This is a genomic window from Deltaproteobacteria bacterium (genome assembly GCA_009692615.1).
Lineage (GTDB): Bacteria > Desulfobacterota > Binatia > UBA9968 > UBA9968 > DP-20.
Genome location: SHYW01000116.1, coordinates 1 through 16,934, shown reverse-complemented (window position 1 = coordinate 16,934; position 16,934 = coordinate 1). Strand labels below are relative to the sequence as shown.

Below are 16,934 nucleotides of genomic sequence, written 5' to 3'. Positions count from 1 at the left end.
CCTCAACCACGGTGATCTCGCTGCGATATACTCGTTGAATTACGTCTAGTCGTTTCTCGTCTTTCATTGTCAGGGTTGTCATCCTTCCACCCTGACATAATTACGTTGCCGTTAACCCCTGACATAATCACTTTGCTACAACACTTACCAGCCATCGCAATTGTCTTGCCTAACCGTTTTGATATATACCTGGCGCTAGTGAGTCGAGGGTTGAGAGCCAATTTGAAACCCGTATCGGCAGACTCCAATACGCAAAAGCGTGAGGTTTAATTTATGTATGCAATGATGATGCGAAATCCGACCCAGTTACTGTTCGTTTTTACGACCATCATACTGGCTTACTTGGTATTGCCGCCGTTCTTTTTTATTCTTCACACCAGCTTGGTCACCGATCGCGGCTTGCAGGCCGGCACATTCACGATCCAACACTTCATCAACATCATCGATTCTTTGGGCGACGTCAAAACCCTGCTGAGTAATTCGCTGATCTACGCCGCTTGCAGCTCCGCCGTGGCCCTCGTCTACGGCACTTCCCTAGCGTGGCTCGCCGAGCGCAGCGACGCGCCGTTTCGCAAGCTCGCTTACATCTCCGCCTACGTGTCGTTCGCCATTCCCGGCATCATCAAAGTCGTCGGCTGGATCATGCTGCTCGGACCCAAGGCGGGCATGTTGAACGCACCGGTGATCGCCTACACCGGTCATCCGCTGTTCAATATTTTTTCCATGGGCGGCATGGTGCTGGTCGAAAGTTTTCTCTGGATCCCGATCGTCTTCTTGCTCATGTCGACGCCCTTCCGCGCCATGGACCCGTCCCTCGAAGAAGCCGCCACGACTGCCGGCAGCACCAGTTGGGAAGTTTTCCGCCACGTGACTTTTCCCCTGGCGGTGCCGAGCGTGCTCGGCGTGTTGATCCTGACGATCATTCGCTCACTGGAAGCCTTCGAGATTCCGGCATTGATAGGAATCCCCGCCGGCGTCGAAGTTTTAACGACAAAAATTTATTTACAGATCAAAGGCGGATTGATCCCGAAATACGGCGAAGCCAGCGCCTACTCGATCATTCTCATCGTGCTCGTCACCATGGGGTTAATTCCTTACTACCGCATCACCAGCAAGACCTATAAATTCACCACCATCAGCGGCAAGAACTTCCGCCCCAACCGGGTCTCTCTGGGCAAGTGGCGCTGGGTCGGCGGATTACTAATGTTGGTGTTGCCGCTGTTACAGTTCTTTCCCATCATCGCCATCGCCTGGTCGTCGTTCCTGCCCTTCGCCCAGGCACCCTCGCGCAAGGCCCTCGAACTGTTGACCTTCAATAATTATATCACCGCGTTCAACGACAGCGGCGTGATTCGCTCAGTGATGAACAGCATGATCGTCAGCGTCTCCGCCGCCAGCGCCGCCATCGTCATCACTTTTTTCGCCGCCTGGCTGATTGTCCGCGCATCGATCAAGGGGCGCTGGATCTTGGATCAAATGGCCATGCTGCCGCTGGTATTTCCCGGCATCGTCATGGGCATCGCGATTTTGAAAATGTACTTGTACCTACCGGTGCCGGTTTATGGCACCATCTGGATCTTGGTGCTGGCCTTCATCGCCCGCTATCTCCCCTACGGCATTCGCTTCAGCCACTCGGCGCTGTTGAGCCTGCACAAAGAACTCGAGGAAGGCGCCACGGCCAGCGGCGCGAGCTTTTTTCAAACCGTGCGCCACGTCGTCGTGCCGCTGATCATGCCCGCGCTGCTCGCCGGCTGGATTTATATTTTTCTGATCACATTTAAAGAACTATCCATCGCCTTGCTGCTGTATTCGCCCGGTTCTCAAGTCGTCGCCGTGACGATCTGGGAACTGTGGGACAACGGCCATGTCGGCGAACTCGCCGCCTTCAGTTTGATCATCACCTGCGGCACCGTCGTGGTCGGCTCGATCTTTCTGAACATCGCCCAGCGCTACGGCTTGCAGGACTAATCAAAGTCGTTTCGAGTTCCGAGTTTTCAGTTTCGGGTTCAACACGAAACCCGGAACTCGTAACCCTAAACGTTGAAAATTTTTATCGGAGGTTGGACAGTGGAATTCACCATCATCGACGCCGATGCCCATCACCTAGACGGCGCGGCCTATAAACAATACTTGCCGGAAAAGTTTCGCCAGCGTAGCGGGCCGTACTTTCCTTCCTTCGGTTGGGATATCTTTTTGAACGACACCACCGGTCGCAAGCCGGGCAATCCCGATGAGTACTGCAAGGATTTAGACGTGGAAAAGATCGGCGACGCGGTCGCCTATCCGAGTAACGCCCTGGCCATCGGTCTAGTGCGCGAACTCGATCTCGCCGTCGAGTTAGCTAAAGCATATAACGACTGGGCCTATGACTTTTGCAAAAATTCCGGCAACCGCGTCAAGTACGCCGCCGTGGTGGCGCCGCAGGTCGTCGCCGAAGCAGCCAAAGAAGTGCGCCGCGCGGTGACCGAGAAAGGCGCCGTCGGTGTGATGATGCCGACCTACGTGCAGCAGGGGTTGGACTTGGGCCAGCCGCAGTTCGATCCGATTTACGCCGCCGCTCAAGAACTCGGCGTGCCCATCGGTTTTCACGCCACCGCCCAAGTCGCTGTCGGCAACACGCGCTTTCACAAATACATCGGCGTGCACATGACCTCGCATCCCTTCGAGCAGATGTTGTCGCTAGTCTCGATCATTTCCAACGGTGTCCTCGACCGCTTTCCCAAACTCAAAGTCGGCTTCCTCGAAGCCGGCGTCGGTTTTCTGCCCTACTGGATGGAACGCTTCGACGAAAAATATTTAATTCGCAAATCGGAAATGGACCCGTTAAAAATGCTGCCCAGCGAGTACATCAAAGACCATCGCTGCTACTTTACCTGCGAAGGCGAAGAATCGGCGCTGGCGTTGGTCATCGAACAGTTCGGCGACGAGTGCATGATGTACGCGTCCGACTACCCGCACTGGGACATGGAATGGCCGCACAGCGTCAGCCAAGTGGTCAAGCGCAAAGATATCTCGGATAAAACCAAGCAAAAGATTCTTGCCGACAACGCCAAAAGCTTTTACCGGTTTTAACCGTCAATTTTGAATTTTTCACAAGGAGCACGAAATGTCCGACCTCAAATTGATTAACGCCAACATCGACGAAAACATCGGCATCGCCTGGCTGACCTTCAATCGCCCAGAAAAGAAAAACGCCTTGAGCGTCGCTTTGCTCGGCGAAATCGCCGGCACCCTGCGCGAACTCGCCAACAACGACAAGATTCGCTGTATCGTAACTGCCGGCGCCGGCGACTCCTACTCGTCGGGCCGCGATCTTTACGACATGCGCGGCCAAGATAACCGCCGGCGCACCCGCGGCTTCGGCGGCGTCGCCGAGATCGTCGACATCATGCGCAGGCTACCGCAAGTCACCGTCGCCAAAGTGCGCGGCTGGTGTTTGGGTGGTGGGCTGGCGATGATCAACGGCCATGATTTGGTAATCTCGTCCGACACGGCGAAGTTCGGCATGCCCGAAGTCATCCGCGGTAGCTACGGCGCCACGGCGACGCCATCGCTCTTCCATGCGGGAATTCCGTTCAAGAAAGCTTTTTACATTTCACTAACCGGAAGAAATCTGACGGGTATTGAAGCTGAGCGCGTTGGATTAGTTTCCGATGTCGTGGCGGAAAAAGATTTAGACAGCTACGTCGATGTTCTGGCGAAGGAACTCGCCAGCCGCAACGGCGCGACCCTGGAGAACGCCAAGATCGCCGCCTACATGCAAAAAGACTTGCCCTTCGACATGGCGCTGCGCGCCGACGACCTGGTCCAACACCGCCTGCGCTATTACACCAACCCACTCAGCGATGTCGAAGGCTATCTGCATTCGCAAAAAGGCGGCGCATCGGTGAAGTATGTGAAGCCGGAGGATCGGAAGAAATAGTACGACTTCGAATTCCGGCTGATCGATCCTGGGAATGCAGCGTTGGCCAGCCCGTACGCCGCGATTTGCCACGCGATCGTTTGTTCGCACGTTGGGTCGAGAGGAGACGAGATGAAGTTTTCCGCATCGAGGTTCCTCGTAATCGGTATTGTCATAGTTTGGCTCGGTTGCATTCTCGACACCACTAGAGTCGTCGGCGCTGACCGCATCCGCGTCGGTCTCAGCTCGTTCACTCCAATTAACGCTGCCTTGTGGATCGCCGAGGAGAAAGGGCTGTTCAAAAGATACGGCATCGAAAGTGAAGTTGTGCTGATCGGCGGCGCTTCGGCGGGCGGGGTGAGTTCATTGATCGCCGGCGACGTGCAATTTCTCGGCGGTGGAGGCGGTGGAGTAATTAGCGCGACGCTCGGCGGCGCCGATGTGATCATGATCGGCTCCATCGTCAACAAGGGCGTGCAACGCGTCGTCGCCCGCGCCGACATCAAACGGACCGAAGATCTGCGCGGTAAAAAGATCGGTATCACGCGGCTGGGCGCGGCGTCGCACTTGGTGCTGCTGATCATGCTGCGCAACTGGAACATGACGCCCAACGACGTGCAGACGCTGCAAATCGGCTCGTCGCCGGCGATGATGGCGGTGCTGGAAAAAGGCGGCATCGACGCCGCCGTGCTCACCGAGCCGACGTTCTTTTTCGCCGATGACCAAGGCTATCGCACGCTCGCCGATCTCGCCGACATGGACATTTATTATTTGCACAGCATGATCGACACCACGCGCGCCTACCTGCGCAGCCATCGAGATATCGCGTTGCGCTTCATGAAAGGCTACGTCGAAGCCATCGCCTACTTCAAGAAAAACCGCAAAGAGAGCATCGACGTGCTGGCGAAAAAGTTGCGCACCGCCCCAGCGCAAACAAAATATCTGGAACGCTCCCACACGCTCTATACGTCCGGCTACTTTGAAAACGCACCGTACGTATCGTTGAAAGGCGTGACGACGCTGCTCGACTTCTATGGCAAGGATAATCCCAAAGCACGCAACGCCAACCCACAAACCTTTTTCGACAACAGTTTAGTAAAAGAACTGGACGACGGCGGCTTTATCAAGAAACTTTACGAGTAGGCAATCGAAACATGGCATTCTCACTAGAAGAACGGGTCGATCCTAAGCATGGCATGTTGATCGTCGTCGACATGCAAAACGACTTCTGCCACCGCGACGGCGCCGCCTGCAAACGCGGCCGTGACATGGCGTTCGTCGAGAACATGATTCCTCGGCTGCTAAACCTTGTGAATCAAGCCCGGACAAATAATTTCCCTATCTGTTTCATCAGAACCTCAGGGAACCAGTGGACGAACTCGCCGGTATGGACTGAGTTTAAGAATCCCGAGCTACTCGCCTGCGCCGAGGGCAGCTGGGGCGCGGAGTTTCACGAAGGGTTAGAACCACGACCTGGAGAAATGATCGTCACGAAACACCGCTACAGCGCCTTCATCGGCACCGATCTCGACATGCTGCTCCGCGCCCGCGGCGTCAAAAGCCTGCTCGTCACCGGCGTCGGCACCGGCATGTGCGTGTTTCACACCCTCACCGTCGGCTTCATGCTCGACTATTACATCACGCTGATCGAAGACTGCTGCGCGACGACGTACGGGCCGCAAGCGCACAACGAATCGATTGCGTTAGTGAAGAAACACTATGGCAAAGTCGCTACGTCGAATGAAGTGATCGGAACATGGTCTAAGAAAACGCGGCACGCAGAGTAAACTCGATTAATAATTCACGCTAATTTTCCAACGACCGCCACAAATACCACGACGCAATCGACCGATAGGGCCGCCAAGTTTCGGCGACGCGCGGCAGTAATGTTTTCGACTTCCGCTTTTTGCCGTAAAGATTTCGCGCCGCACGCTGCAAACCGGCGTCGCCCAGCGCGAGCACATCCAAACGTTTGAGGCCGAACAGCAAAAACATCTCGGCGGTCCAGCGGCCGATGCCGGGGACAATGACGAGCTTCTCGATCACGGCTTCGTCATCGAGTGCGACGATCCCGTCGAAGTCTAACCTGCCATCATTCACATGTGCCGCCAGCTCGCGGATGTAACGCGTCTTCGCCTGCGAGAGTCCAGCGCCGCGTAATCTCTCTGTCGCAACCGAAAGCACTTTGCTCGTTTCAAACGGCACGCCGACGAGTTCGCCGACGCGCACTTTGATCGTCGCCGCGGCTTTGGTGGAAAGTTGTTGGCTGATGATCGAGTTGGCGAGCATGTGAAAGGGCAGAAACTCACGCTCGGCCAGCGGACAATGACCGTGCTTGGCGATCAGCCGCTTCATGATCGGATCGACTTTCGCCAAGTGCTGTTCGGCCTGTCGGATTGCGCTGGCGATCGATTGCCCGGGTAGGACTTATTTTGTAACTAATTGCGAACTCATAGCTCCGAGAATCAAGATTGCCGAATTGAGTTTGGAGAGTACGGCCAAGTTACTGCATCTGCGACCGAAGAAGCTGAAGTCCCTGTCGTCGCGCCGCCGTTTCGAGACGGGAATCCCAGCAGCCAAAAGTAGCCGGCTCCCGAATTTTCTCCTGAAAGAAATCCGCGGACGCGAGATGAATCGCATCGTAACCGCGTGGAGCGTGAGTCTCAGCAAGTCTTCCTGCGCTTTTGACCAGAGAGTCAGTTACGGGAATAACAAAGTATCGTTCCCATTCGCGATCCAATTCTAGTACGACTCGATGATAATCAGCCAGGGTGAGGCTCCCGTCACGCCGCCGCCTTGAAAAAGCCGCCCGTGCTTCGACGTAGGTAACTATCGAGGTGGCGGTGGTTTCGGCATCTTGGACGGCACCTTCAACAAAATTCGAGTCGTCTTCCTCTACGTAAAGCTTTAAAAGTGCGCTGGTATCCAAATAAAGTTTCACCGACGATCCTCGATAACAGTCTCTGAAATGGGGCGCCCCTTAATTTTGACGCGTTTTTTTGATCCTTTCGGCTTTCCACCACTCCAGAAGGCTTCCCCGTCGCGTACCATCGCGTCAAGCCGTTCGTTACCGGTCCCGCGAGGTTTGGTGATTTCGGCGATCGGCTTGCCGCGCTCGGTAATCACGACACGCTCTCCCGCTCTCACCTTGAGTAGATACTCGGCGAGATGACTCTTGGCTTGTTTGATCCCTATGGTAATCATGACGGTTCCTTCGTAGCACTCCATGCTTGGGAATGCGGCTGACTTGTCAACAGTCGTTGGCCGCGGTTCACGGCTCACCGAAAAACTTGACCGCGTTGTCGTAAAGAATTTTGCGCTTTTGGATTTCAGTAATATCTTGGCGCGCGAGAATTTCTTTCGCGGCATTGTGCCGGCCTTCGCCGTGCGGCAAGTCGGAAGAATAGAGAATCTGATCTTCGCCGAGTAAGGCAATTTCCTGCGGCAGCAGTTTGTCGTCGGCTTCGCCGGCGAGGAAAATTCTTCCTGATTTGGCGTACTCTTCGATCGATTTCAGCGGCACTTCGGTTTTGATCGGCATCTGGCCGCGGTCGATGGGCAAGTAGTGATCGAGACGCGGCACCATGTAGAGCATCCATTCGGCGCCGAATTCGAGAAAAGCGATTTTCAAATTATTATAGCGGTCGAGCATGCCGTGGCCGACGATGGCGACAAACGCCATCATCGCCGGCAAACTCATGCCGATGCCATGAGCGTCGAGCAAGCCGTTGCACACTTCGGCGAAGGGTGGATAGCTCATGCCCATATGGACGCAGAGCGGCAGGCCGGAGCGATCGAGCTCATCCCAAACCGGTGTGAAGCTCGGATCGCACAGCAGTTTGTCCCCCGCCGTGCCGTAAACCACCGCGGCGGTGGCGCCGAGCTTTTTCATTTCATCGATCGCTGCGCAACCTTGTCGCGGCTCGCGTAGCGGCAGCAAGCCGGCCCACTTGAGCCGCTTTGGGGCCAATGAACATTGCTTGCCGACGTAACGATTGTACGAGCGCATCAATGCCGCTTCGAAACCCGGATCGCCGGTCATGCGCGCGTAGAGCGTGGTCGGATAAAGCATCTGATGATCGATGCCCATGTAGTCGAGACCACGCAGGCGCGCGTCGGTATCGGATAGATCGAAACCGCTCAGGGGGAATTCCGCGCTGTGGGTTTCGGCGCCGAATTCTTGTAAAACTCGCGCCGGTTCATTGCCCGGCTGACTGCCGGGACCGAGCGCGTGCGGAATGATCTGCCCTTCGATCAGCCACCCGTTGGTCCACCGACCGATATCGGAACTGTCGTGGACGCGCGTCGGACGGGGACGCCGCGCCAAGTATTCTTGCGGCAGCGTCTCCCACATGCGCGGGCTCATCATCGCGTGGGCATCGGCGTCATATAAGCGGTAACCTTGCAGCATCGTAAGCTCCGTCGAAAATTAATGCGGAGTCCGTTTCACCACGAAGTTCGTCGAGTAGAGAGGAGGCGCGCCGCTGTGCAGGTCAGTGACTTCCGATGTATCCGCCCTTTCGGGCTTCGGGGCAAATGGCCACCAGACCATCAGCACGTCTCCTCCTCCCTCTCTAAAATTCCGTACAGCGGGTTTTCCCCAGTACGGCTTCAAACTGGAATTGAACCGCGACCTTCATCCAGCATGCCGAGCTTAAGCGCTAGACCCGCATGCCCTCATCCATGGTGGATTTATACGCGGCTAAAGTCCCGGTCTCAAAAGAGAGCTTTCTTCCGTAGCGGGACTTGCGTCCAAGCGGAACTCCCTCTCTCTTACATGAACCATCCAGTCCAGAGGTCCTTGGCTCCCCTGCGGGTTGTGTTGTCCCGCTGGATCATCGCTTACTATTACCTCATGCGAGCTTCTCGTCCCCTCCCGCTGGTTTATGGATTATCCAGCGGGTCTTTGCCCTACGGTCTAGTATGGGCTGGCCACGAGAAGGTCCCTAATTTAATTTGCCTGTCTTTTCCCATCGTGCCATCTTCCGTACCCCGGCGGCTGGACGACTGCTTGCGGTTATTGCTTGATCGTCCACGGTGGCCTTCCCCATTTTCGCAGAAGGTCGGCGCACGCTTGTTCACGCTGTCCGGACCCGTGCGTGAATCGTGTAACGAGGCTGCAAAGTTCACTTTATGCTACGGCCCGATGGAATTGCTGGCCCTACTCCGGTTAGGGCGTTTACTCTCGAGCTTTCACCTCCTGGGTCACCCCTTGGGGATGTCGAGTATAACTACACGGGTAAACAACCAATTCCCGTGGCCGGACTTTCACCGGCTAGACAAGCAACCTTATAGGCTGCATACGAAGGACACGAAGGGTTGGAATAATTAAAACTCCGAACTTCGTGCTCTTCGTGAACTTCGTGGTGAAAACTAATTCACATTTGGATTATCTCTTCAGCGTAGCACCTTGCGCTCGGCGAGGTCGCGAATCGTCTCGCTCGATAGTCCCAGCAATTCGCCGAGCACAGCTTCGTTGTCTTCACCGGCAACGTGGGCCATTTTACCTGGGAAGAAAGCATGCTCGGTCAAGCGCGCCGATGGACCGGCGCGGGTTACCCAGCCGATGTCGTTGTGAAAAACTTCCTGGGCCAAGCCGCGCTCGCGCAGATGGGGATCGCGATATAAATCCTCGGCGGTCTGCACCACCGCGGCGGCGATGCCGTCGCGCTGCATCATCACCATCACCTGATGCGGCGTGTACTTCACGGTCCAAGCTTCGATGACCGCGTCCAGTTCTTGGCGATGGACCAGCCGCGCCTTGAGATCGCTGAAGCGCGCATCGGCGGTCCAGTCCCGATGACCTATAACCTCGCAAAAGCGCGCCCACTCTTGTTCGGTCTCCACCGCGATGACGCACCAGCGATCGTCGCCTTTGCAACGATAGCAGCCATGCGGCGCGGCGTTGGCGCTGAAATTTCCCTGCGGTTGGGGCTCGCCGCCATTGATCAAATATTCGACATAGGCCGGGCCGATCATCGACGCCGCGGTTTCGGCTTGGGAAATATCGATGTACTGACCTTTGCCGCTGCGCGCGCGGTAATGCAGAGCGGCGAGGATCGCCAGCGCGCCATAGGACGGCGCGATGTAGTCAGGAAACGCGGTCTGGCAACCGGCGCCAGGTTTTTCGCTCAGCGGATCGCGCCACAGATAAGCCATGCCGGAGTAAGACATGAGAATCGGTCCGAAGCTGACGTAGTCGCGCCGCGGTCCGGTTTGACCGAACGCTTGCAGACTCGCCATGACGATATCGGAGCGCAGCTCTTTGAGACGCGGATAATCCAAACCCCAGCTCGCCATCACCCGCGCCGAAAAGTTTTCTACTACGACATCCGACTGCGCGATGAGTTTTTTCACCAGCGCCACGCCTTCGGGATTTTTCATGTCGACGGCGATGCGTTGGCGGTTGCGGTTGGCTTCCAAGTCCGAGGCAATCTGAAATCTCTGGCCGCGCTGCGGACTGCGCACGGCGCGGCCGGCTTCGATGGTGATCACTTGGGCGCCCTGCTCGGCTAACAATCCAGCCAGCGCCGGTCCGACGATGCCGGTGGGAAAACTGATGACGCGGATACCTTCGAATGGTTTTCGCTTCTCACTGTTGGCAGCCGCGTTCTTGGACTCGCTCAGCCACGTCGAGGGCTGAGACAATTCCTTCGTGATCCGATCTTGATGCTGGCGCAGCAATGGCGCGCCGCGCTCGACGCGCCACGGGCTTTCGGAAAATTTATAAGGATCGCCGGGAAATCTATGCCGGCCCAACTCAGGATGATCGACTTCAGTGAGATAACCGCGATGCACCGTCTGTTCGTCGGCGAGAAAAGCGCTCGGCGAGTTGATCGGCGCCGCCGCCAAACGGAGGGATTGGAATTCTTCGAAAAACTTTTTTACCGGATAATTGATCGTGCGCGCTTCCACCAAGCGGTCGATGGTTTGGCGCAAGGGAAACCGGTTCTGAACATTTTCAAATTTCGGATCGAGCAGTTCCGGCGGGCTGCCGAGCCATTCGACGAAACGTTTCCAATGATCGGCTTGGTTGACGAAGATGCGCGCGTAACCGTCTTGGCACTGATAGGTTTCCGCCACCGTGGTTCCTTGACTGTGGCCGGTGCGCTCGGGCACTTCGCCGGTGACACTGTAGCGCGTGATGATGCGCAGAAACGGATCGGCGACCAGCACATCTTGCAACGACACATCGACATGTTCGCCCTGGCCGGTGACGCGCCGATTGAAGAGCGCGACTAATGTCGCGAAGGCGGCGTGCACCGAACCCAAATGATCAGCCACGTCGCAAGGTCCCATAAGTGGCGCGCGGCCGGGATGGCCGCACAAATTCATCAAGCCGCCCATGGCGAAGCTGACGATGCTCGGCGCTTTGAAATCGCGATAGGGCCCGGTTTGACCGAAGCCGGTGATCGAAGTGACGATCAGCGCCGGATTGATGCTTCGCAGCGCCGTGTACCCCAGACCGAGTTTGTCGAGATAACCCACCGGTTGGTCTTCGAGCAAAACATCGGCGTGGCTGATAAGCCCGCGCAGCGTCTGTTGGCCCGCCGCGCCGGCAAGATCGAGTTCGATGCCGAATTTATTGGTGTGGTACGCGGCGAAGGACAAACTCGCTTCCGGATTGGCAAGCGAATTTTTAAACGGTCCTTGACCGCGCAGTGGATCGCCACCGGCCGGCTCGATCAATACAACCTCGGCGCCCAAATTCGCCAGCAACAAGCCGCAGTATCCGCCCATGCGCCCGGTGAGATCCAACACCCGCAATCCCGCCAGCGCACCAGCGCCAAGATTCGTTTCAGCCACCATCGTCAAACTCCGATCGGTAAGAAGTTAGGAGTAAGTAGTAAGGAGTCAGGAGTTTCGGATCTGAGATCTCCTCACTCCTTACTACTTACTCCTAACTTCTTAAGGTTTTTCCGCCGCCATGAGCGCGCCGTTGGCATCGTATACCGCCACTGCGCCGTATTTTTCCAGCAGCGATTTTATTTTCGTCGCGTCGCCGACGGCGACCACTTGCAGCGTTTCAGGATCTAAATATTTACGCGCCGCGCGCTGCACATCTGCGGCGCTCACCGCGGCGATCTTGGCGGGATACTTTTCCCAGTAGTCCGCCGGCAGGCCGTAGAGTTTGCGCGTCATCGCGAAGCCGAGCACCCGCGACGGTTGTTCGAGCGACAGTGCGAAGCTGGCGACAATCGAGCGCTTGCTCTCGGCCAACTCTTTGCTCGGCACCGGCTCGTCGCGCATGCGCCGGATCTCTTTGAAAAATTCCACCAGCGCGCCGTCGGTGACTTCGGTGCGCATGTTACCGCCGGCGCGCCAGGGTCCGGGAAAACGCAGCGCGCTAAAATTGCTGTAGACGCCGTAGGTGTAGCCTTTTTCTTCGCGCAGATTGAGAAACAAGCGCGCCGAAGCGCCGCCGCCGATGACATCGTTCATCACCACCATCGCCGGATAATCGGCACTGCGCCGGTCGATGGCGATGTTGCCGAGAGAGACCGCGGTTTGCACCGAATTGGGCCGGTGCACGAGTAAAACTTTGCGCGCCCGCGCCGCCACCGGATCGGGCGGCCAACTTTGAGCCACGGTTTTTTTCTTCCAACCCGCCAAATTCTTTTCCAGCTTGGCAATCAATTCTTTGGCATCGACCGCGCCGGCGATGCCGAGAGTCGAGTTCTGCGGCGCGATGCGCTCGCGCTGCCACGCCAGCAACGCCTCGCGCGTAATCGTATCGAGGGATTCCGCCGTCGCCGAAACCTTGGCGGCGGGATGATCGCCGTAAACGGCGCGGTTGAAGCGTTCGCTCAAAAGAAAATTCGCGCCGGAGCGCTGCTCGCGCAGCTGCACCCGTTGGCGCTGCTGGAGTTTCGCCAATTCGTCGGCGGGAAAATTCGCATGCAGCAGCATGTCGACGACGATGTCGAACCAAGCGTCGAAATTGTCGCTCAAGCCCGACGCGCTGAGCACCATGTCCGGCGATCCGTAGGCCGCGCCGGCGCCGATCGACGCGCCGAGCCGGTCGATCTCTTCGGCGAGCTGTAAACTAGTTTTTGTCGTCGTGCCTTCGCGCAGCATTTGCGCCGTGCTGCTCGCCAAGCCCGCCATGTTGGTCGGCTCGAACAGCGCGCCGGCGCCGCCGATGTGCAGCTGCAAATTGATGAACGGCGCGCGCCGATCTTCGAAGATCAGCACGGTCAAACCATTTTTCAACTTCGCTTCCACCGGCTTGGGCAGTTTGACCTGCAAAACTTCGCGCGACACCGGCGCGAGCTCCTTGCGCTCGACTTTGCTCGGCGCCACCGGCGCGCTTTGCTGCCCATGGAGCGCCGCTGCGCCGCCGGTCAACGCCGTCGCTAAACAAAGTGCCGTGAAATTTTTTTTAAGCATGTGCATGTTCTTAAGCTTAACGCGCGCCCGCCGCTGCGGCGGGCTTAGGTATCGTCGTGAGCACCGAACGATTGGTTGGGGTAAAATATTTTTGCGCCGCTGTTTGAATCTCCGCTGCGGTAATTTGATCGTAGCGATCCCAAACTTTGTTGATCAGACCGGGATCGTTGTAATACACCGCGAAATGACCGAGCGCGTTGGCCTGCGCGCGGGTACTGTAGAGCTGCTGCGCCCGCTGACGCCGCAACTGCATGCGCACCCGGCTCAATTCCGCCGCGCTCACCGGCGCCGCTTGCACCCGGCTGATTTCCTCGGCCAACAGTTTTTCCAATTCGGTTAAATCTGTCGTTGGCCGGGCCATGATGCTAAACCAAAACAACGCCGGGCCGCGTTGTTCGCTGGCATCGGCGCTGACGCTGATCGCCAATTCTTTTTCCTTGACGAATTTTTGGTACAGGCGCGACGACACGCCGTTGGACAACACATGGCCGAGCACTTCCAGAGCGTACCAGTCGGCGGTGTTGCCCGGGGGAATTTTGTAGACCCAATCCAGGCGCGGCGTCTGGGCAAAGCCGTCTTCGAGCACTTTGCGCCGCTCGCCCTTTTGCTCGGGCTCATCGATTACCGGCGCCGGCGGCGGCGTTTGCGCTGGGATGTTCTCGAAATATTTTTTGATCAAGGCCAAGGCGCGCTCGGTTTTGAAGTTGCCGACCAGCGTCAGCACCGCGTTGTTGGGTGCATAGTAAGTGCGGAAAAAACTTTCGGCGTCGGCCACCGTGGCGGCGTTGAGATCGTCCATCGAACCGATGGTCGAGTGCTTGTAGGGAAAACTATCGTAGACCAGATCGAGCGCCGCTTCGTAAACCTTGCCGTACGGACGGTTGTCGTAATTTTGCCGCCGTTCTTCTTGCACGGTGGCACGCTGGTTATCGAAGTTCGCCTGGGTGATCGCCGGCGCGCGCATGCGGTCGGCTTCGAGAAAGATGCCCAGCTCCAATTGATTGGCCGGCAGGGTTTCGTAATAGTTGGTGCGGTCCTGGTTGGTCGTGCCGTTGGCGCTGCCGCCGTTTTGCTGGATCAAAATGAAATGCTCGCCCTTGCCGACGTTCGTCGAACCTTGAAACAACATATGCTCGAACAAATGGGCGAAACCGGTGCGTCCCGGCCGCTCGTCGCGGGAGCCGACGTTGTAGGTGACGCAAATCGAAAAGGTCGGCGCGCTATGATTCTCGGCGAGCAATACTCTGAGACCGTTCGCCAGTTTGAATTCTTTGAAGTCGAGTTCGAAGGCCTGTGCCGGTTTGGCGCTCTTCGTCTTCGACGCCGCTTGAAGCGCGTTGGCGTTCTTCGCCGGTGCGCCGCGCCGCTTGGCTGCTTTAGCCGCCGCGTCGAGTTCGCCGACGCTGACAACCGCCGCGAGAACCAAACTAGCAGCCAAGGCGATTTTGCTTCGACCGGACAATTTTATTTCAATCATTTTCGCTCACTCTTTCCTGGGCAATAGTTGTAGCATCATTTGACCGACAAGGAAATTATCTCGGGCCGCGCCAACCGACCCTTCGTTTGACACCATTCAATGAACGGATTATTGGAAGGATCAATCTTGCACGTCGAATCATTGGGGATCGTCATGAAAAATTCCTGGGAAACCGTTAGCGTCGACAACCAACCGATGGGCCTTTATGTTTGCCAGCCCGATGGGCCCGGGCCCTTTCCGGCGATCATTGTCGGCCAGAATCAAGACGGCGTCGGCGAGTTTACCCAAGGCATGACCCAACGCATCGCCGAGGCCGGTTACGTCGGCATCGCGCCACAGTATTATCACCGCGAAGGGGAACCGAAAAACGCCGAAGATATCGCCAACTTCAAACACACCCGGCGCGATATTAATGTTCTCAACGACATCAACGCCACGGTGAGTTTTCTGAAAGGCTGCTCCTATGTCGACAGCGCACGCCTAGGCATCGTCGGCTTTTGCATGGGCGGCCGCATTGCCTTTCTCGGCGCGGCGGCGAGCAAGCACTTCGAAGTCGCCGTCGATTTCTACGGCGGCGGCTGTTATCAAAAATGGGGCGAGCGGCCGGCGCCGGCGAGCTTCGCCGCCGAGGTCTCCTGCCCGATCCAAGGCCATTTCGGCGAGCTCGATAAAAATCCGCCGCCCGATGAAATGCGCAAACTCGACGCCGAACTCAATCGCCTCGGCAAATCCCATGAATTTTATTTTTACGATAATGCGCCGCACGGCTTTAACCGCGCCGGCTGGGACGGCTACCGCCCCGAAGCGGATAAAATTTCATGGCAGCGGTCGCAGGAGTTTTTCGCTAAACATCTAGCGCCGTCCGAACAGAAAAAAGCCGCCAGCGCATGAGCAGGTCGATGAGAGTTCTACGATCATTGATATTTGTCCTATCGGTCCTAGTCCAAGTTGGGTTGGCGCTGTGCGCCGAGCCTAAAGTATTGAACATTGGCTGGACCGGCGGTTCGGCTTGGACCGCGCTGCCGGATCGCGTCGCCATGGAGCGCGGCTTTTTCGAAAAGGAAGGACTCAAACCGCGCTACATTCAGTTTCAGGGAACGAATCTGATGCTCAACGCGCTGCTCTCCAACGAGCTCGACTATGTTACGATCATGCCGTTCATCGCCGGCGCGGCAGTCCGCGGCCTGCCGGTGAAAATCGTCGCCGCCACGGTGAAATCGAGCGGCTACGCGATCATCTCCCGTCCCGACATCAACAGCGTCAAGGATCTCAAAGGCAAACGGCTGGCGATCAACACTTTTGGCAGCTCGGCGGATTTCGCCATCTATCAATTGCTTAGCCGCAACGGCCTCGATCCCAACAAAGATGTCACGCTGCTGTCCATCGCCGGTAGCCCCGACGCGCGCTTCGCCGCCCTGCTCGGCGGTTCGGTGGATGCCACGGTGGTCAACAGCCCATTCGAATACCGCGCCGAACAAAGGGGCTTTAAAGTTTTGCTGACGATCAAGGAGATGGCAGAGTACGTCAAAATCCCCATCGTTGGTCTCAGCACTTCGCAACGAAAAATTGACAAGGAGCCGGATGAAATCGTCCGCATGCTGCGCCCGTTACGCAACGCGATCTTGTTTTTGCAAAACCAACGCGAGATCGGCGCCGGCCTGGTGGAAAAACTTTTGAAGCTCGACCGTCCGGTGGCCGAGCGGTTTTACAATCTCTACCGCGAACAGTTCAATCCCGACCTCACCGTGCCTGACTCGGTTGTGGAAGAATGGATATCCGTCGGCACGTTCCGCGCCAAGGAAAAAATCGCCGTCAAAACCCAAACCGTCGTCGATTGGAGCTTCGCCGAACGGGCGAAACGGTAGCGGCGGTGAACGAATCGTACTAAATAAATCAATACTCAGGCCTGACCCTGATGACAGCTTCCTCTGACCCCAGCTTCCTCCCCTGTCCAAGCGCTGAAGAAACTTAAATCCCTGATCTGAACACTGAATTACGAACTCGATTTCATTAGAATATAAACTGGGATCACAACACGGGGCAGATGCCCTTGGTAAAAGGAATAAACATGAGCCGAAGCAAAGCGTGTATCCTTTTGACCCTACTAACCATCAGCAGCATTGTCACAACTTCTTTTTCAGCTCTCGCGCAAGAAAAAGCCAGAAT

The 16,934-nt window shown here is 56.8% G+C and carries 14 protein-coding genes; 7 read left to right on the top strand and 7 right to left on the bottom strand.

Annotation, left to right across the window (positions count from 1 at the left end):
• Window positions 1-273: 273 nt before the first annotated feature.
• The 5 genes from EXR70_21255 to EXR70_21235 all read left to right on the top strand — a co-directional run bounded on the left by EXR70_21255 (window position 274) and on the right by EXR70_21235 (window position 5,688).
• Window positions 274-1,968, top strand: coding sequence for an iron ABC transporter permease (locus EXR70_21255; GenBank protein MSP41026.1), 1,695 nt, complete (start codon window positions 274-276; stop codon window positions 1,966-1,968).
• A 72-nt stretch (window positions 1,969-2,040) separates the two neighbouring features.
• Window positions 2,041-3,072, top strand: a complete 1,032-nt coding sequence (locus tag EXR70_21250; protein ID MSP41025.1) for an amidohydrolase — start codon at window positions 2,041-2,043, stop codon at window positions 3,070-3,072.
• A gap of 34 nt (window positions 3,073-3,106) precedes the next feature.
• Window positions 3,107-3,922 carry an enoyl-CoA hydratase/isomerase family protein gene (locus tag EXR70_21245; protein ID MSP41024.1) on the top strand — a complete coding sequence of 272 codons (816 nt, stop codon included), beginning with the start codon at window positions 3,107-3,109 and terminating at the stop codon, window positions 3,920-3,922.
• Between the two features lie 111 nt (window positions 3,923-4,033).
• Window positions 4,034-5,044 carry an ABC transporter substrate-binding protein gene (locus EXR70_21240; protein ID MSP41023.1) on the top strand — a complete coding sequence of 337 codons (1,011 nt, stop codon included), beginning with the start codon at window positions 4,034-4,036 and terminating at the stop codon, window positions 5,042-5,044.
• An 11-nt stretch (window positions 5,045-5,055) separates the two neighbouring features.
• On the top strand, window positions 5,056-5,688 hold the full coding sequence (locus EXR70_21235) for a cysteine hydrolase (protein ID MSP41022.1): 633 nt from the start codon (window positions 5,056-5,058) through the stop codon (window positions 5,686-5,688).
• Between the two features lie 19 nt (window positions 5,689-5,707).
• Here the strand turns inward: EXR70_21235 and EXR70_21230 are convergent, their stop codons facing one another.
• The 7 genes from EXR70_21230 to EXR70_21200 all read right to left on the bottom strand — a co-directional run bounded on the left by EXR70_21230 (window position 5,708) and on the right by EXR70_21200 (window position 14,768).
• Complete coding sequence (locus EXR70_21230) at window positions 5,708-6,256, bottom strand: DNA-3-methyladenine glycosylase 2 family protein (GenBank protein ID MSP41021.1); 549 nt, start codon at window positions 6,254-6,256, stop codon at window positions 5,708-5,710.
• A 148-nt stretch (window positions 6,257-6,404) separates the two neighbouring features.
• Window positions 6,405-6,842 carry a PIN domain-containing protein gene (locus tag EXR70_21225; GenBank protein ID MSP41020.1) on the bottom strand — a complete coding sequence of 146 codons (438 nt, stop codon included), beginning with the start codon at window positions 6,840-6,842 and terminating at the stop codon, window positions 6,405-6,407.
• Window positions 6,839-7,270, bottom strand: coding sequence for a type II toxin-antitoxin system prevent-host-death family antitoxin (locus EXR70_21220; GenBank protein ID MSP41019.1), 432 nt, complete (start codon window positions 7,268-7,270; stop codon window positions 6,839-6,841). The genes EXR70_21225 and EXR70_21220 overlap by 4 nt, the downstream gene beginning before the upstream one ends.
• Complete coding sequence (locus tag EXR70_21215; GenBank protein ID MSP41018.1) at window positions 7,173-8,312, bottom strand: hypothetical protein; 1,140 nt, start codon at window positions 8,310-8,312, stop codon at window positions 7,173-7,175. Before EXR70_21215 ends, EXR70_21220 begins: the two co-directional genes overlap by 98 nt.
• Window positions 8,313-9,298: 986 nt before the next feature.
• The gene (locus EXR70_21210; protein ID MSP41017.1) at window positions 9,299-11,710 is read right to left on the bottom strand and encodes a CoA transferase; all 2,412 of its coding nucleotides are present in this window, start codon (window positions 11,708-11,710) and stop codon (window positions 9,299-9,301) included.
• 99 nt (window positions 11,711-11,809) lie between these two features.
• Entirely contained in the window at window positions 11,810-13,297 is a 1,488-nt protein-coding gene (locus EXR70_21205; GenBank protein ID MSP41016.1) for an insulinase family protein, read from the bottom strand.
• 10 nt (window positions 13,298-13,307) lie between these two features.
• Window positions 13,308-14,768, bottom strand: a complete 1,461-nt coding sequence (locus tag EXR70_21200) for an insulinase family protein (protein ID MSP41015.1) — start codon at window positions 14,766-14,768, stop codon at window positions 13,308-13,310.
• Between the two features lie 99 nt (window positions 14,769-14,867).
• Here EXR70_21200 and EXR70_21195 point away from each other — a divergent pair, with 99 nt between their 5' ends.
• Both EXR70_21195 and EXR70_21190 read left to right on the top strand, forming a co-directional pair.
• Window positions 14,868-15,659, top strand: coding sequence for a dienelactone hydrolase family protein (locus EXR70_21195; protein ID MSP41014.1), 792 nt, complete (start codon window positions 14,868-14,870; stop codon window positions 15,657-15,659).
• A complete protein-coding gene (locus EXR70_21190; GenBank protein MSP41013.1) occupies window positions 15,656-16,633 on the top strand; it encodes an ABC transporter substrate-binding protein in 978 nt (325 codons plus the stop codon). Before EXR70_21195 ends, EXR70_21190 begins: the two co-directional genes overlap by 4 nt.
• Window positions 16,634-16,934 lie beyond the last annotated feature (301 nt).

Excerpts from the sequence above, each read along its gene's own strand:
- EXR70_21215 (MSP41018.1), bottom strand. The coding sequence starts at position 8,312 with ATGCTGCAAGGTTACCGCTTATATGACGCCGATGCCCACGCGATGATG.
- EXR70_21235 (MSP41022.1), top strand. The coding sequence starts at position 5,056 with ATGGCATTCTCACTAGAAGAACGGGTCGATCCTAAGCATGGCATGTTG.
- EXR70_21245 (MSP41024.1), top strand. The coding sequence starts at position 3,107 with ATGTCCGACCTCAAATTGATTAACGCCAACATCGACGAAAACATCGGC.
- EXR70_21220 (MSP41019.1), bottom strand. The coding sequence starts at position 7,270 with ATGCCGCGAAAGAAATTCTCGCGCGCCAAGATATTACTGAAATCCAAA.
- EXR70_21200 (MSP41015.1), bottom strand. The coding sequence starts at position 14,768 with ATGATTGAAATAAAATTGTCCGGTCGAAGCAAAATCGCCTTGGCTGCT.
- EXR70_21210 (MSP41017.1), bottom strand. The coding sequence starts at position 11,710 with ATGGTGGCTGAAACGAATCTTGGCGCTGGTGCGCTGGCGGGATTGCGG.
- EXR70_21255 (MSP41026.1), top strand. The coding sequence starts at position 274 with ATGTATGCAATGATGATGCGAAATCCGACCCAGTTACTGTTCGTTTTT.
- EXR70_21190 (MSP41013.1), top strand. The coding sequence starts at position 15,656 with ATGAGCAGGTCGATGAGAGTTCTACGATCATTGATATTTGTCCTATCG.
- EXR70_21240 (MSP41023.1), top strand. The coding sequence starts at position 4,034 with ATGAAGTTTTCCGCATCGAGGTTCCTCGTAATCGGTATTGTCATAGTT.
- EXR70_21230 (MSP41021.1), bottom strand. The coding sequence starts at position 6,256 with ATGAAGCGGCTGATCGCCAAGCACGGTCATTGTCCGCTGGCCGAGCGT.
- EXR70_21205 (MSP41016.1), bottom strand. The coding sequence starts at position 13,297 with ATGCACATGCTTAAAAAAAATTTCACGGCACTTTGTTTAGCGACGGCG.
- EXR70_21195 (MSP41014.1), top strand. The coding sequence starts at position 14,868 with ATGAACGGATTATTGGAAGGATCAATCTTGCACGTCGAATCATTGGGG.